General features: G+C 40.1%; 14 protein-coding genes. 12 read left to right on the top strand and 2 right to left on the bottom strand.

From position 1 onward, the window contains the following. Positions 1–64 precede the first annotated feature (64 nt). Entirely contained in the window at positions 65–706 is a 642-nt protein-coding gene (locus AWW73_RS03920) for a DsbA family protein (RefSeq protein ID WP_062848797.1), read from the bottom strand. Between the two features lie 146 nt (positions 707–852). Between AWW73_RS03920 and AWW73_RS03915 the strand changes: the two genes are divergently transcribed. Continuing rightward, positions 853–1,761 (top strand): LysR family transcriptional regulator, encoded by a 909-nt coding sequence (locus AWW73_RS03915; protein ID WP_062848796.1) that lies wholly within the window; start codon positions 853–855, stop codon positions 1,759–1,761. On the opposite strand, the gene AWW73_RS03910 is transcribed toward AWW73_RS03915, so the two are convergent. Further along, positions 1,758–3,692 carry a sigma 54-interacting transcriptional regulator gene (locus AWW73_RS03910; protein ID WP_039252190.1) on the bottom strand — a complete coding sequence of 645 codons (1,935 nt, stop codon included), beginning with the start codon at positions 3,690–3,692 and terminating at the stop codon, positions 1,758–1,760. The two genes, AWW73_RS03915 and AWW73_RS03910, sit on opposite strands and share 4 nt — an antisense overlap. 214 nt (positions 3,693–3,906) lie before the next feature. Here AWW73_RS03910 and AWW73_RS03905 point away from each other — a divergent pair, with 214 nt between their 5' ends. The 11 genes from AWW73_RS03905 to mdlC all read left to right on the top strand — a co-directional run bounded on the left by AWW73_RS03905 (position 3,907) and on the right by mdlC (position 15,920). Then, positions 3,907–4,389, top strand: coding sequence for an MSMEG_0572/Sll0783 family nitrogen starvation response protein (locus AWW73_RS03905; RefSeq protein ID WP_004942753.1), 483 nt, complete (start codon positions 3,907–3,909; stop codon positions 4,387–4,389). A gap of 27 nt (positions 4,390–4,416) precedes the next feature. Continuing rightward, positions 4,417–5,409, top strand: coding sequence for a Nit6803 family nitrilase (locus AWW73_RS03900; protein WP_062848795.1), 993 nt, complete (start codon positions 4,417–4,419; stop codon positions 5,407–5,409). A 36-nt stretch (positions 5,410–5,445) separates the two neighbouring features. After that, positions 5,446–6,525: an MSMEG_0568 family radical SAM protein gene (locus AWW73_RS03895; protein WP_062848794.1), complete on the top strand. Its 1,080-nt coding sequence runs from the start codon at positions 5,446–5,448 to the stop codon at positions 6,523–6,525. A 9-nt stretch (positions 6,526–6,534) separates the two neighbouring features. Beyond that, positions 6,535–7,098: an MSMEG_0567/Sll0786 family nitrogen starvation N-acetyltransferase gene (locus AWW73_RS03890; RefSeq protein ID WP_062848793.1), complete on the top strand. Its 564-nt coding sequence runs from the start codon at positions 6,535–6,537 to the stop codon at positions 7,096–7,098. Then, the gene (locus tag AWW73_RS03885; RefSeq protein ID WP_062848792.1) at positions 7,095–8,141 is read left to right on the top strand and encodes a sll0787 family AIR synthase-like protein; all 1,047 of its coding nucleotides are present in this window, start codon (positions 7,095–7,097) and stop codon (positions 8,139–8,141) included. The genes AWW73_RS03890 and AWW73_RS03885 overlap by 4 nt, the downstream gene beginning before the upstream one ends. After that, positions 8,134–8,424 (top strand): MSMEG_0570 family nitrogen starvation response protein, encoded by a 291-nt coding sequence (locus AWW73_RS03880; RefSeq protein WP_005131648.1) that lies wholly within the window; start codon positions 8,134–8,136, stop codon positions 8,422–8,424. Before AWW73_RS03885 ends, AWW73_RS03880 begins: the two co-directional genes overlap by 8 nt. A gap of 10 nt (positions 8,425–8,434) precedes the next feature. Next, entirely contained in the window at positions 8,435–9,745 is a 1,311-nt protein-coding gene (locus AWW73_RS03875) for an MSMEG_0569 family flavin-dependent oxidoreductase (RefSeq protein ID WP_005131649.1), read from the top strand. Positions 9,746–10,005: 260 nt separating this feature from the next. Next, a complete protein-coding gene (gene pobA / locus AWW73_RS03870) occupies positions 10,006–11,187 on the top strand; it encodes a 4-hydroxybenzoate 3-monooxygenase (protein ID WP_025470050.1) in 1,182 nt (393 codons plus the stop codon). Positions 11,188–11,283: 96 nt separating this feature from the next. Continuing rightward, positions 11,284–12,768 (top strand): aldehyde dehydrogenase family protein, encoded by a 1,485-nt coding sequence (locus AWW73_RS03865; RefSeq protein WP_081409481.1) that lies wholly within the window; start codon positions 11,284–11,286, stop codon positions 12,766–12,768. A gap of 161 nt (positions 12,769–12,929) precedes the next feature. Next, on the top strand, positions 12,930–14,045 hold the full coding sequence (locus AWW73_RS03860) for an NAD(P)-dependent alcohol dehydrogenase (RefSeq protein WP_005131652.1): 1,116 nt from the start codon (positions 12,930–12,932) through the stop codon (positions 14,043–14,045). A gap of 291 nt (positions 14,046–14,336) precedes the next feature. Further along, positions 14,337–15,920, top strand: a complete 1,584-nt coding sequence (gene mdlC / locus AWW73_RS03855; protein WP_062848790.1) for a benzoylformate decarboxylase — start codon at positions 14,337–14,339, stop codon at positions 15,918–15,920. Positions 15,921–15,946: the final 26 nt, after the last annotated feature.

The following is a 15,946-nucleotide window of genomic DNA, read 5'->3' as shown; positions in this document are numbered from 1 at the left end:
CCTTTTAACACTAAGATGAATTAGGGAATTGCTACGAGTGCGATGCGTGTCTAAGTCCGGTAATTTATGCCAATAAATTATCGAGTTTGTTATTGAGTGTTTGTAAAGTCGAACCTGTTGCAGGCAATTGATGTACCTTATCGCCATCAACAAACAACAAAGTTGGAAAAGAGGATACGCCTAGCGCTCGACTCATTGCAAAATCAGCCAAAGCTTGCTTTTGTCCAGATCCATTTTTTAAATCCCGTAATACGGCATTTTTATCCAGTCCACCAGCAGTTGCAATATCCGTGATGGTGGTGTGGTCAGATAGACTCAAACCACGAATATAAAAAGCATGTTGTAGCTCATGTGCCCAATGTATGGCTTTGTCTGGGGCATGATCTCGAAGTACAGCGAATGCAATACCTGCATCTAATGAATTTAAAATCATTGAGCCATCATTTAACAAAGTATCATATTCTTCACCAAAAACTGCGCCAGTTAAACTGGTAATTCGCTTGTTTGCCTCAGGAATATGAGGATAGTTCGAGATAGGTTGAGCATGATCCCCAACAAAAAGTCCGCCCGAAATAGCAGTGAATGCAATACGGTGTCGATTGGCTGTCTCAAATGCTTGCAGTTGTTTAGAGAAACCCCAACACCATCCGCAATAGGCATCCATGACGTAGACAATAGATTGAGATGGGAGATTAAATGGGTTCATCGTTACATCCTTTGGAAATGGGTTTTGATGAATGATTGACTCTATTTGTTAGAGATATTCATTGAACGTTCAAGAATTGTATTGATGACTAAAACAAAGATATACTCTTTAAAAGTTAAATCATTGTTTACTAAATCGAGCAAATCATGGATCGTTTGACGTCGATACGCGTTTTTGTAGAAACTGTTGATCGAGGTACCATTAGTGCAGCGGCAAATGCTTTAGATATGTCACGTGCGATGGCAACACGCTATTTAGAACATTTAGAAGAATGGTTAGGAGTTCGATTACTGCACCGAACCACAAGAAAACTTTCGTTGAGTGAAGCTGGTGAAAAATTCTTAAAAAATTTCAGAGAAATGTTGGTCTTGACTGAGGATATTGTACTTCAGGCGGCACAGGGTGGCGAAGTTCAAGGGAAGTTACGTGTTACTTCTACACCATCCTTTACACAGGCTCAGCTCATGACTGCAATAGTCGATTTCCAAGCGCATTATCCTAAAGTTGAAATTGAGATGATGATGCTTGATGGTACAGTCGATTTAGTTGAAGATCGTATTGATTTAGCAATTCGACTCAGTAATCGAATAGAAGAAGGTTTAATTGCACGGCATTTGGCAGTCTGTCATTCAGTGATATGTGCTTCACCAGCTTATCTTAAGCGTATGGGAAAACCCCAGACGCTACAAGACTTGACAACACATCATGCGATTATTCACAGTACAAGATATTCTTCTTTTGATTTGTGGTTAGGCGAACAGCTAACGACAGTCGCTGTATCGTCTAAGTTGATAGCCAATGAAACATCTATCGTGCTTGCAGGTGCTTTAGCAGGTGCGGGGATTGCCATGCTGCCAACTTATTATATTGGTAAAGAACTTGCCAATGGCGAGTTGGAAGTCCTTTTACCTCAATATCAATTAGAGCCTTTAAATATCCAAGCGATTTATTTATCACGTCGTCATCAGCCTTTAGCGCTACGTTTACTGATTGATTTTTTGGCCGAAAGATTTGGTGGTGATATTGCTCCTTGGGATATGAAACACTTGAATTAATAATTAATTTCAAATTTTTTCAATTTTGAGATCAATGTCGTCGGATTTATTCCCAATAGCTTAGCTGCACCATCTTCCCCAAAAATTTTTCCTTCACATTGCTGTACGGCAGTTGTGAGATTTTGCACTTCTAAATCTTTCAGTTGTTGTACGGTTAACACTTGATTTGCAAGTTGAGCCTGCTTTTCTTGTGCTGTAATGGCTTTGCTTTGGGGGTGTTCTTCAAGTAAATATTGGAACGATACCATGCCTTGTTTAGCAGTAATCATGGCTCGCTCAATCACATTTTGTAGCTCACGGATATTACCCGGCCAGTCATATTGCTGTAATTCCAAAATATGTTTTTGTGAAAATGGTAAGTATTGCACTTTTCGCTGTTCACTAATCAGCTTGGTAAAATGGCTGACCAATAACGGGATATCTTCTTTACGATCTCGTAATGCTGGAGAGTAAATTGGGAAAACATTCAGGCGGAAATACAAGTCTTCACGGAAATGTTTGAGCTTTACTTCTTCTTTTAAATTACGGTTAGTTGCGGCAATAATCCGAACATCGACATGACGGGTTTTTTCTTCACCAACACGTTCAAAGGTGCCTTCTTGCAACACCCTCAGTAATTTACTTTGCAGCTCCAGTGGAATTTCACCAATTTCATCTAAAAACAAAGTACCTTGGTCTGCTAGTTCAAAACGTCCAGCCCGATCACGTATCGCTCCAGTAAATGCTCCTTTGACATGCCCGAAAAATTCACTTTCAAAGAGTTCTGATGGAATCGCAGCACAATTAACTCGTATCAATGGGTATTGTTTACGGTGACTAGATTGGTGAATAGCGCGTGCGATTAACTCTTTACCTGTACCAGATTCACCATAAATCATTACATTGGCATCGGTAGGGGCAACTACTTTGATTTTTTCAATAATTTGTAAGATAGATGCGCTATTTCCGACAATTTCATGATATTGATTTTCTTGTAAAATTTCTTCTTGCAGATATTCATTTTGCTGCTCAAGGCGACTTTTTAACTCTTGTAATTCACCTAGTGCATGGGTGAGTTGTTTTTCAGTATTGAGGCGGTCACTGATATCCCTAAATACCACCACTGCACCAATAATTTCACTGTCACGAATAATAGGAGTGCTGGTAAATTCTACTGGAAAATAACTACCATCACGCCGCCAAAAAATTTCCTGTATTCCTTCATGTACCACTCCATCGTGAACCGCTGCATAAATTGGGCAGTCTTCAACAGGATAGTGTTCACCATTTTCATGAGTATGATGGTGAATTTTGTGAATATTTTTACCAAGTACATTCTCAGGTTGTAGCCCTAGCATTTTTGCACCAACAGGATTTATGAAAGTACATAAGCCTTGTTGATTGATACTGTAAATACCATCTCCTACGGAGCTAAGTAATAAATGTTTACCAGTATCGGAGTCGATAAAAAGTTCTTGCAGTGCTTGCCATTCCTTAATTCCAGCACGAATCATTTTGTCAGCATTTTTATTCAGTTGGCGTAGTTCAAGATCTTTGACATCAACCAATGACCAGATCAATAAAGTTTTATTTTTATAGGGAATGGAAACAGAACTGATATCCAGCTGAATTTTTTCACCATTTTTATCGAAGGCATACATTTCATTATTCCATGCAAATCCTTTATCTAATGTTTCTTCTGTAAATGCCATTAAGTGAGGAAGTTGACTGAAATGTCCGAAGATTGATGTAACAGTTTTTTGGATCAATTCATGACGTTCATAGCGCAGCAAACGTGTTGCACTGATATTGACATCGACAAACTGGTTTTGATGTGGGTCCAGTATCAGTAAAGCCTGTGAGGTATGTTCGAAGGCCAATGGTCGTATCGAATTCTCAGAAGTCACCCAGTCTGAAATAAAATCGCTATTGTTCATGCTATGAAATTTCATATTTTTTACTATGAAATTTCATATTACTACGAAAAATCATAATTATCTAGTGTTTTATTTTTAAGCAATAAAAACTTTTTATAAAAATTAATTTTTATATTTCAATACTTTAAAAATAAATTTCAAATAAAAACTAAACTTGGCACAGCTCTCGCAATAACTCTATCAAACCAAACACTGGTTGATTGCAAATAGCATTATACGAGGAGCTGCTATGCCAAAAGTTGATATTGAACAATACAAAGATGGTGATTTTCTTGTCGATTATGAAGAAAAGGTCTTTGAGGATGTAAAAGCGCAGCCGGGCGAAAAAGCTTTAGTGACTTTTCACACCATGGCTTTTGAAGGATCAATTGGTTTGGTCAATGTGCTGCAAGCTAAACGCTTATTACGCAAAGGTTTTGAAACCAAAATTTTGCTTTATGGACCAGGTGTGCAATTGGGGGTGCAACGTGGTTTCCCAACTCTCGGTGCGGAAGCTTTTCCGGGGCATTTGGCTGTGAATAATCAGTTAAAAGCTTTTATGGAAGAAGGTGGTGAAGTGTATGCCTGCCGTTTCGCATTGCAAGCTTTATATGGCCAAACTGAAAAAGCATTGATTGCTGGTATTCGCCCAATCAATCCTTTGGATGTGATGGATTTGAAATTGTTAATGCGCCGTGATAATGCGTTGATCATTGACACTTGGACTGTTTAAAAGCTTGAGAAGAAAGGGGAATAAGTCATGAGTCGAATCGTTAAAGCTGCCGCAGTGCAATGTAGTCCGGTGTTATATAGCCAAAAAGCCACGGTGCAAAAAGTCTGTGACATTATTTTTGAGTTAGGCAAACAAGGTGTGCAGTTTGCAGTTTTTCCTGAAACAGTAGTGCCTTATTACCCTTATTTTTCTTTTGTGCAACCGCCATTTGCAATGGGCAAAGAACATCTTAAATTGCTCAATGAATCGGTCGTCGTGCCATCAGAAGCGACTTTTGCCATTGGACAGGCTTGTCGAGACGCCAATATGGTGGTGTCAATTGGGATTAACGAACGTGTAGGCGGCACAATTTATAACGCACAGTTGTTGTTTGATGCGGATGGTTCGATTATTCAGCACCGTCGCAAAATCACGCCGACTTATCATGAACGCATGGTATGGGGACAAGGCGATGGTAGTGGTTTACGTGCTATTGATTCAGCTGTTGGACGCATTGGTTCATTGGCGTGTTGGGAGCATTATAACCCATTGGCGCGTTTTGCCTTGATGGCAGATGGTGAGCAAATTCATGCTGCCATGTTCCCCGGTTCATTGGTCGGTCAGGTGTTTGCCGATCAGATTAGTGCCACTATTCAACATCATGCCTTAGAGTCGGGTTGTTTTGTGGTCAATGCCACTGCGTGGTTACACCCTGAGCAACAGCAGCAAATTATGCAAGATACAGGTTGTGAGTTAGCTCCAATCTCTGGTGGTTGCTTTACTGCCATTGTTTCACCCGAAGGTAAATTTTTAGCACCGCCAATTACACAAGGCGAAGGCTATTGCATTGCTGATCTTGATTTTAGCTTGATTGATAAACGTAAACGCATGATGGATTCAGTTGGGCATTACAGCCGGCCAGAGTTGTTAAGTGTGTTGATTGACCGTCGTCCAACACAGGTGTTGCACGAACTGAAAGTTGAAACCTCAGATCAGGCACATCTAGAAAAACTTTCCAGATTTAACGAAGAACAGGTTTAAACCGTAGCAAGCCAATAGCGAAGATAGGGGGCGAGTATGTCTGCAATACAACTGTTGACCGATTTGCAATGTAACGGTCTGAAATGGGAAGGTGAGTTTGGTCTATCTCGTAAGGGCGGTGCAGGGCCAAGCGATCATAAGGCTTTGAGTCTCGATGGGCAGACCATGATGATTCCTATACTAAATTTGGCTGCGCAAGAGTCGCCTTATAGTGCCCAAGTAGAACCTGATTCGGATAAGGTCATTATTTTTAAGAACCGTATTCCTGTGGCGACTTTAACTGCGCCATCTCGCCCACGGTTTTACGATTTACAGACGGCTGAGGGTATTTCATACGAGCAAATTGCTACCTTGCACAGCCATGATGTGTTAGCCACCACGGTTTTACAGCATTGCATCCGTATGAACGATAAAAGCACCGCATGTCAGTTTTGCTCGATTGATCAATCGCTCAAAGGCGGGCGAACACTGATTCGAAAACGCCCTGAGCAGTTGGCAGAAGTAGCTAAAGCTGCGGTAGAACTTGATGGTGTGAAACAAATGGTGATTACCACAGGTACACCCAATACCCCTGATCGTGGTGCAGAAATTCTATATGACAGTGTGAAAGCCATTCGTACTGAAGTGGATTTGCCGATACAGGTGCAATGTGAACCACCTGATGATTTTGCATGGTTTCATAAACTTAAAGATGTGGGGGCAGTATCTATTGGTATGCACCTTGAAGCGGTGAGTGATCGGGTACGTCATCAAATTATGCCGGGCAAAGCCGAAGTGTCCTTAGATACCTATTTTTCAGCTTTTAAAGCAGCAGTTGCAGTGTTTGGGCGTGGTCAGGTCAGCACCTACATTTTGGCAGGCTTGGGCGACACTGAACAAGAAATCATCGAGATGACTGGCAAACTGACTGAAATGGGTGTGTATCCCTTTGTGGTGCCTTTCGTGCCAATTGCGGGAACAGCGCTGGAGCATCATGCCAAACCTGATCAAGCCTTTATGCAATCGCTTTATCCAAAAATTGGACAGCAACTACGCCAACAGGGCTTGAACTCGGAAGATACCCAAGCCGGTTGTGCCAAGTGTGGGGCATGTTCCTCACTGAAAGCCTACGAGTAGGAGGTCATGATGGAACTTTCACGTTATCCATGGTTGCTTGAACTGAATGAAGAACTGAAACAGTTTGTGAGCGATGACATCATCATCAAAGTGGTCTCGGAAGATTGGGAACGTCGTCAATATTACCGACTCCGTGAAGCCACCTTTCGTGATGAACAAAAGATTTTAAAAGAAGATCGTGATGAATACGACTTCAATGCTTTAGGCATTGTCGCCATTGGAAATATGTTTGGAGAACATGATCGTGTGGTGGGCGCGGTACGTATTTTCCCCGATGGCAAAAATACATGGTGGGGTGGGCGCTTATGTGTCGAACCTTTGTATCGCTACCATCATGCTATTGGTAAAGCTTTGATTAATGCCGCCGTGACCACCGCGAAAAATTTAGGCTGTCAGACTTTTTTAGCCACCGTACAGCAGCAGAATGAACGCTATTTCCAAAAACTGTGCTGGGACAGTATGCGTGAGTTACAGGTGGCTAATATTCCACATGTCTTAATGCAGGCACAAATTAAACACTATCCGCTACAACACGTGTCTATGCAGGCCTATATGCAGAAAGAGGTGGGATGATGTCACTTAATCAACTGCTTGAATTTTTACGGCATACCCCCGCAATGCTCTCTAAACAGGCAATTGCCGAAAGCGTGTCTATGCCCAATGTCGAGGGTGTAAACACAATGCAAGCGCTGTATGCCTATCCCGGTGATGACACAGCAGCCGTTGCCTTACAAGATCAATATTTGTTGCATGCCTGTGAGGGAATGTTGCCGAGTTTTGTTGCCAATCATCCTTATTTTGCAGGCTGGTCGGCAGTTATGGCGAATGTCAGTGATATTGCTGCAATGGGCGGACAGGCATTGTCGGTAGTGAACAGCATTTGGCATCGTGACACGGAACAAGCGCAACTGTTAATGCAAGGTATGCAAGATGCCTGTGCTGCGTATGGTGTGGCGTTGGTGGGTGGGCATAGCAATATTGGCATTCAGTATCAACCGACATTGTCGGTGGCAATTCAGGGTACGGCACAAAAATTATTGTCGATTTTGCATGTCAAACCGCAACAGAAAATTTTGATTGCTCTCAATTTACATGGGCAATTTCACCCTAACACGGTGTATTGGAAATGCTTTGAACGTGTCTCAGGACGTATTTTGCAGGCGCAATTGGCCGTGCTACCACAACTGGCGGAACAAGGTTTGGCCCAAGCTGCACGTGATATTAGCAATGCAGGTATTTTGGGCAGTTTATTGATGCTACTCGAAGCCACTGGAAGTGGTGCAAACATTGATCTTGATCGTATTCCAAAACCAGATGGGGTGGATTGGCAAACATGGCTGCAAATTTTCCCCAGCTACGGCTTTTTACTGACTGCCGATGAAGATGAATGCCAAGACATGATTGAACTGTTTGAAAGTCAGGACATTTGCTGCGCCGTGATTGGCGAATGCAATGCCACTGGAAAAATTCAGATTTACCATCAAGCACACAGTGCCTGCTTTTGGGATTTTCAGCAACAACGCTTTACTGGCTTTGATTATGCCGACATTTTAAAAAAGTTAATGGCTCAGTCGAGTGCGATTGAGCTGATGAATCAGGAGGCCAAGTATGCCTAGTGTCAATTTTACCGTGAAATGGCCCAATGGTGAGCATGTGCAATATTACTCACCCTCCACCGTGATTTATGACTATCTGGTGGCGGGAGAAAGTTATCCCGCAGCACATTTTTTAAAGCAGGCTGAGAATGGTTTGAATGCTGCTTCGGAGAGAGTCAGAGCACGTTACGGTTTTGCTTGTAGCTCAGCAATGGATAGTTTAGCCACCATTAAACGGCAAGCTCAAATTTTTGCCGTACAAGCAGATGAACAAATCGAAATTACTGAAATGAGCAAAGAATAAGGGGAACAAAATGTTAACGTTAAATATTCAAGCACAGGAATTACAGTCGAATTATGATGTTGTGATTGTTGGTGGGGGACAGGCAGGATTATGTATTAGTCACTACCTCCAAAAAGCGGGTATTGATCATGTGGTTCTGGAAAAAGAATCAGAATTGACACATGCGTGGCGCCAAAAGCGATGGGATAATTTTACTCTTGTAACTCCAAATTGGCAGTGTTTACTTCCTGATCATCCTTATAATGGTAATGATCCCGATGGTTTTATGAAGAAAAATGAAATCGTTGAATATTTAGATAGTTTTATTGAAAAGCTGAATCCTCCAGCACTGTTAAATGTACAGGTGACACATGTTGCCAAAGTTGCACCCCAACAATTTGAAATTGAAACTAATTTAGGAAAAACTACGGCTAAGCAATTGGTAGTAGCAGCTGGTGGTTATCACACGCCGATTTATCCAAAACTCAGTGAGACTTTGCCTGAAAATGTGTTGGTGATACATTCGGAGCAATATTTTAATGTTGATCAACTTCCTGAAGGCAATGTATTGGTTGTTGGTTCGGGTCAGTCCGGTGCACAAATTGCTGAGGACATTCATTTGGCTGGTAAAAAGGTTTATCTTTCAACAGGAGATGCACCGCGATGTGCGCGTTTTTATCGTGGTAAAGATGTAGTGACATGGTTATTTGAAATGGGTTACTACGAAACTACGGTAAAAGATCATCGTTATAGCGAAGAAGTACGCAATAGTACTAATCATTATGTGACTGGGCGTGATGGCGGGCGTGACATTGACTTACGCAAATTTGCTTTAGAAGGGATGCAATTGCTTGGACGTTTTGAGGACTTTCAAAACGGGCAGTTGGTTTTCCGTCCTGATTTAAACCAAAATTTGAAAATGGCAGACGCAACTTATAACCGCATTAATGCCTCTATAGATGATTATATAGCAAAGAACAATATAACAACTGATGAGCCAGCATCGGTTTATCACCCCCTTTGGATACCTGAGCAAGAAATTACCCATATTGATTTAGCTGCTGAAAATATTACCTCAATTATTTGGTGTATTGGTTTTAGACCAGATTATTCGTGGATAGACTTAGACATTTTCCAAAATAATGGTTATCCAATGCATGATCGTGGTATTACCGTTGACTCTGATGTGTGCTTTATTGGTTTACCATGGTTGAATACTTGGGGGTCTGGTCGTTTTATGGATGTAGGGAAAGATGCGAAATATATTGTTGATCATATTAAAAACAATACAAAATTTTTAAAGAAGAAGGATGTTGAACCATCCCTTGAAAATTGCCCTTAATTTATTAATTTTAAGAAAACTAGAATAAAAAAGCCTATATATGGGCTTTTTTATTCTTTTAAAACTATCTTTTTTAAAATTATGTGCTCTATAACAAAGCAAAATTTATGGAATTAAAAGCCTTCCGTATCTGGTTTTTTAATAATCATTTTGTCCGATATGCGGACATTGAAATCATTAATCGGTTTTTACTGAAATTTATCTATATCAAAAGTGCTCTAAAAAAAATAATTTATGGATCAGGATATGGAGAAAATGTGATGGAAAACTTAACTACACAAGTTGCAATTATTGGATCAGGCCCAGCAGGACTATTGCTTGGACAACTTTTATATAAAGCTGGTATTTCACACATTATTATTGAGCAACGTAGCGCAGATTATGTTGCAGCACGTATTCGAGCAGGAATATTAGAGCAAGTCTCGGTTGATTTGTTGCAACAGGCTGGAGTTGACGAAAATCTAAAAAAATTTGGAATACCTCATGAAGGAATTGAAATTCTAACTAATGGCTTGAAACATCGAGTGGATTTATCTGCTTTAACTCAAGGTAAACAAGTTACAGTATATGGTCAAACAGAAGTCACAAAAGACTTAATGCATGCCAGAGAAGCAGCAGATTTATGTACTTATTATGAGGCTCAAAATGTTCAAATTCATGATTTCGAGAAACAGCAACCGTATGTAACTTTTCAGAAGAATGGTCAGTCTTTTCGTTTGACTTGTGATTTTATTGCAGGGTGTGATGGTTATCATGGTGTGTGTCGAGCAAGCGTACCACAAGATAAAATTAAAACATTTGAAAAGGTTTATCCATTTGGCTGGTTAGGAGTACTAGCAGATGTACCACCTGTTTCAGATGAGTTGATTTATGTTCAGTCAGAACGCGGATTTGCTTTATGCAGTATGCGTTCAAAAACTCGTAGTCGTTATTATTTACAAGTTCCTGTGACAGACCATGTAGAAGAATGGTCTGATGAAAGGTTTTGGAATGAATTAAAAAGTCGCCTTGATGAAGAAAGTTGCAATAATTTAGTGATAGGTGCTTCTATTGAAAAAAGCATTGCACCTTTACGTAGTTTTGTTACTGAACCGATGAGATTTGGAAAACTATTTCTGGCAGGAGATGCGGCACATATCGTACCGCCTACAGGGGCAAAAGGTTTAAATCTAGCTGCATCTGATATTGCCTATTTATCGAGTGCTTTAATTGAGTTCTATCAAAGAAATTCGACACAAGGCATCGATGAGTATTCTGAAAAATGTTTGAAACGTGTTTGGAAAGCAGAGCGCTTTTCATGGTGGATGACACATTTACTGCATCGTTTTGAAACTGAAACTGAATTCGATCATAAAATTAAGCAGGCTGAACTGAACTATATTTTAGATTCTAATGCTGGGCTTACGACATTGGCCGAAAATTATGTAGGTTTACCTTATTAGGATAAAGCTATACCTAAATATGAAGAAATCATTGTAATACAAGAGCATAGTCGATCTTATTTCTTCCTAAAAAATAAGATTAGACGATATTAAACAATGAAGCAGATGGATTGCTTCTTTAAAAAGGGATATACCATGAGTTTAGCGCAGAGTTTTAACCAACAATTTATCAATGGACAATGGATTAAAGGTTCATCGAATAAAATTGTAACGAATACCAACCCTTATACTCATCAGCATATTGATGATATTCAAGGAGCAAGCCAACAAGATGTTGATGCAGCATATCAAGCTGCGCAATCAGCGTTTAAATCGTGGCAAAAAACCACTGTGAGTGAACGTCAAGCTCTGATTGAACGTATTATTGCGGTGATTACACAACATCGTGAATCTCTTGTAGATTGGTTAATAAATGAAGCTGGAAGTTCAAGACTCAAAGCGAATATTGAAGTAGATGCGGCACTTAAAATTTCTCAAGCATCTTTAAAATATGCGAATGCTGTAAATGAGGTAATTGATTTAAAACCTGCTCATGAGGGACAAGTTAGTCAAGTATTCCATAAGGCTTTAGGTGTAATTACAGTCATAAGTCCTTGGAATTTCCCTTTCCATTTGAGCATGCGATCGGTGATTCCTGCAATTGCTCTGGGTAATACTATTGTTCTTAAACCAGCAAGTGATACGCCTGTGACAGGTGGGTTGATTATTGCCAAAATTTTTGAATTGGCAAATGCCCCTGCGGGTGTGTTGAATGTAATTGTCGGGGCAGGCAGTGAAATTGGCGACTATGTGGTTGAGCATGATACAAGCAAGTTTATTTCATTTACTGGTTCAACACAGATCGGCAAGCGAGTAGCTGAAAAAGCTATGTCTGCCAGACGGATTAAACGTGTTGGCTTAGAACTTGGAGGCAATGCGCCATTAGTAATTTTGGACGATGCTGATTTAGACCTTGCAGTGAATTTAACGGTAATGGGACGCTTTTTGCATCAAGGGCAAATTTGTATGAGTACCAATCGCGTCATCATTGATGAAAAGATTTATGATCAATACCTAGAAAAATTACGTCCTGCTTTGGCAAACATTAAAGTTGGTGATCCAGCCAATGAAGAGACTCTAGTTGGGCCAATTATTAACAATCAGCAAACTGACAATCTTCGCCGTATTATTCAGCAAGCACAAAATGAAGGCGCATCGTTATTCTTTGACGGTGGAATTGAGGGCAATTTGGTTGGACCTCATGTGTTTGTTAATGTCGAACCAGATTTTGCTGTGGCGAAAGAAGAAAGTTTTGGTCCAGTTCTGCCAATTTTAAAAGCACGTGATGAAGCTCATGCACTTGAACTTGCCAATGACACTGAATTTGGTTTATCGAGTGCGGTGTGTACTTCAAATCATGAACGTGGAGTGAAATTTGCATTGGGGATTGAAGCAGGTATGTCCCATATTAATGAGATTTCAGTTGCCGATCATCCTAACGCCCCATTTGGCGGTGAAAAGAACTCAGGTCTAGGCCGTTTCAATGATCAATGGATCGTTGAAGAATATACGACTACCCATTGGGTTACGGCGCAAAAATAAAACTTGGTATCTGATTAAGCTTAGATACATTTTGTTTTAGATGTTATTTCACTTGGAATCTATAGCATCCTATTTTTAGGGTGCTATTGGTTCAGACGAAAGGAAATGTGAATAAGACGCTTGTTTTTATAAAAATATAATCTGATACAGGATGTTGAGATATGACAAATTTTACTGAGATTACTGCAGCTGTGACCCAAAGCAAAGGTGCAGATTTTGAACTCAGGCAACTTCAGATTCGTGAACCCCAAGATGATGAGGTTTTGGTAAAAATCGTAGCAACAGGTATGTGTCATACCGATTTAATTGTTAGAGATCAATATTATCCTGTTCCTTTGCCAGCGGTATTAGGACATGAAGGGTCGGGAATTGTAGAAGCGATTGGTCCAAATGTGAAAGATTTAGCAATCGGTGATCATGTAGTTCTTAGTTATGGATATTGTGGGATTTGTGAGCAATGTGGCAGTGGGAATCCTGCATATTGTCAGGACTTTTTTGGTCGTAACTTTGGTGGCACTGATCCCGAAGGGAATTCTGCAATTTGTACACACGATCATCATAAAGTACATGACCATTTTTTTGGGCAATCTTCATTTGCAACCTATGCGATCAGCCGTGAAAATAATGCAGTAAAAGTCACTCAAGATGTGCCTTTAGAATTATTGGGTCCATTGGGATGTGGAATACAGACAGGCGCAGGTGCAGTCATAAATGCATTAGGTGTTAGACCTGCCAGCAGCTTTGTGACATGGGGTGCAGGTGCCGTTGGATTAAGTGCATTGCTTGCTGCAAAAGTATGTGGAGCAACTACGATCATTGCTGTCGATATTGTGGAGTCCCGTTTAACGCTTGCAAAAGAACTAGGGGCAACACATGTTATTAATAGTAAAGTTCAAGACCCCATTGAAGCAATTAAGGAAATTACGCAAGGTGGTGTTCAATTTGCACTAGAATCTACAGGCCGTCCTGAAATTGTAAAACAGGGGATTGATGCGCTTGGAATTCTTGGCAAAATTGCAATTGTTGGTGCACCACCATTAGGGGTAACGGCAGCTTTTGATGTAAATGATTTACTGATTGGAGGTAAATCAATCACGGGAGTTGTAGAAGGAAATAGTGTTGCTAAACGCTTTATTCCAGAACTGGTTGCGTTATATCAGCAGGGTAAATTTCCATTTGATAAACTGATCAAATTTTATGACTTCAAAGATATTAATCAAGCAGCAATCGATAGCCAACAAGGTATAACACTCAAACCAATTTTAAAGATTGGTTAAATTTCAAAGGCCATAGCATTTATTTGATATGGCCTTTTTAAATTCCTATGAACCATAATTAATTTAAATTTCTTACAATTGAATATCACTATTTGAATAGTGATCGAACCAGATTTTTCTAAAGATATTCGTAAAATCTATCAGATCTTTATTCGCCTATATTTCGATAGTATATCTAAGCGTACTTATGAATATAGATAGTATCTATAATTTATAATAATTATTATTCATTTGATCTATATTTTTATAGCTTCTAAGATTAATTCATAATATCGCAAGCAAGGAACTATAGTGAAAACAGTCCACCAATATACTTATGACATTTTAAGAAAAAACAATATTAAAGTCGTGTTTGGTAACCCTGGCTCAAATGAGCTTCCTTTCTTAAAAAATTTCCCTACTGATTTCCAATATATTTTAGGTTTACATGAAGGTGCTGTAGTCGGGATGGCTGATGGTTATGCTCAGGCTATAGGTCAGCCTGCATTTGTTAATCTGCACTCAGCTGCCGGCACGGGAAATGCGATGGGAGCATTGAGTAACGCGTGGAATTCACATACTCCTTTAGTGATTACCTCTGGACAGCAAAACCGAGCGATGATGGGTGTAGAACCACTCCTAACCAATTTAGAAGCAACATTGTTACCGAAACCATTAGTGAAATGGAGCCACGAACCTGCTAGCGCGCATGAAGTGCCTCACGCTATTACGCGTGCCATTCATTTATCTAAAGCTGAAGCAGCCGGTCCTGTTTATGTTTCAATTCCTTACGATGATTGGGATGTGCAAGTAAATGAACAGAATGAACACTTATTAGAAAAAGATGTAATCAGCTCACAATGTCTATCTGCAAAAGATATAAATGCTATTGCAGAGCAGATCAATCAGGCTAAAAGGGTAGCTCTCGTATTTGGCACAGATGTCGACAGATTGAATGCTAATGACAGTGCAATTAAATTTGCGGAAACTTTAAATGTGCCTGTGTGGGTCGCTCCTTCTTCTCCACGTTGTCCATTTCCAACTACTCACGCGTATTATCAAGGGATATTACCTGCAAGTATTGATGGTATTGCAAAGATATTCGAACAATATGATCTCGTTTTAGTATTTGGTGCACCAGTATTCCGTTATCACCAATATGAACCAGGTAAATATTTAGGCAATCAAACTAAGCTCATTGCATTAACTTGTGATGTACAAGAAGCAGCCCGAGCAGCTATGGGTGTTTGCTATGTCGGCGATTTAGAAGATAGCTTAATACGCTTATGCGATCAGGTTGAAACAAAAAAATCACAGGTTATTTCCCGTAAGAAAAATGAATTGGCTGCACCGAGTCAGGGAAATTACATTCAACCTGAACGATTATTTGATTTGATCAATTCATTGGTGCCAGATAATGTTATTTTTGCGAATGAATCGACCTCAACTAATGGAATATTGTGGGAACGTTTAAATATTACAGGACAGGGTAGCTACTTCTTTGCTGCTGCAGGTGGTCTTGGTTTTGCTATGCCTGCTGCAGTTGGCATCCAGTTGGCTCAGCCAGAACGACGAGTGGTTGGAATTATTGGTGATGGTTCCGCAAATTATAGTATTACTGCTTTATGGACAGCAGCACAATATAAAATTCCTGTCATTTTCCTAATTTTGAAAAATGGCACTTATGGTGCGTTACGTTGGTTTGCAGGTGTATTAAAAGCTGACAATGTACCAGGAATGGATGTTCCTGATATTGATTTTACCCAAATTGCTAAGGGATATGGCGTCGATGCGTATAGCGTTCGAAGCGATCAGGATTTTGTTGAGACATTCCAAAAAGCTTTGAATGCAGATCACCCAGTGCTAATCGAAGTAGTAACAGCTGATTGTAAATAAGTCAGTGAATTATGTGTAGGGAGTAT

Origin of the sequence: Acinetobacter lactucae (genome assembly GCF_001605885.1) — a bacterium.
GTDB lineage: Bacteria > Pseudomonadota > Gammaproteobacteria > Pseudomonadales > Moraxellaceae > Acinetobacter > Acinetobacter lactucae.
This window is presented reverse-complemented; position numbering and strand designations above follow the sequence as displayed.

Bases quoted from the DNA above. Each gene is read 5' to 3' on its own strand.
- AWW73_RS03865 (WP_081409481.1), top strand. From the start codon at position 11,284: ATGAAGCAGATGGATTGCTTCTTTAAAAAGGGATATACCATGAGTTTA.
- AWW73_RS03885 (WP_062848792.1), top strand. From the start codon at position 7,095: ATGATGTCACTTAATCAACTGCTTGAATTTTTACGGCATACCCCCGCA.
- AWW73_RS03890 (WP_062848793.1), top strand. From the start codon at position 6,535: ATGGAACTTTCACGTTATCCATGGTTGCTTGAACTGAATGAAGAACTG.
- AWW73_RS03905 (WP_004942753.1), top strand. From the start codon at position 3,907: ATGCCAAAAGTTGATATTGAACAATACAAAGATGGTGATTTTCTTGTC.
- AWW73_RS03875 (WP_005131649.1), top strand. From the start codon at position 8,435: ATGTTAACGTTAAATATTCAAGCACAGGAATTACAGTCGAATTATGAT.
- AWW73_RS03880 (WP_005131648.1), top strand. From the start codon at position 8,134: ATGCCTAGTGTCAATTTTACCGTGAAATGGCCCAATGGTGAGCATGTG.
- AWW73_RS03910 (WP_039252190.1), bottom strand. From the start codon at position 3,692: ATGAAATTTCATAGCATGAACAATAGCGATTTTATTTCAGACTGGGTG.
- AWW73_RS03915 (WP_062848796.1), top strand. From the start codon at position 853: ATGGATCGTTTGACGTCGATACGCGTTTTTGTAGAAACTGTTGATCGA.
- pobA (WP_025470050.1), top strand. From the start codon at position 10,006: ATGGAAAACTTAACTACACAAGTTGCAATTATTGGATCAGGCCCAGCA.
- AWW73_RS03920 (WP_062848797.1), bottom strand. From the start codon at position 706: ATGAACCCATTTAATCTCCCATCTCAATCTATTGTCTACGTCATGGAT.
- AWW73_RS03900 (WP_062848795.1), top strand. From the start codon at position 4,417: ATGAGTCGAATCGTTAAAGCTGCCGCAGTGCAATGTAGTCCGGTGTTA.
- AWW73_RS03860 (WP_005131652.1), top strand. From the start codon at position 12,930: ATGACAAATTTTACTGAGATTACTGCAGCTGTGACCCAAAGCAAAGGT.
- AWW73_RS03895 (WP_062848794.1), top strand. From the start codon at position 5,446: ATGTCTGCAATACAACTGTTGACCGATTTGCAATGTAACGGTCTGAAA.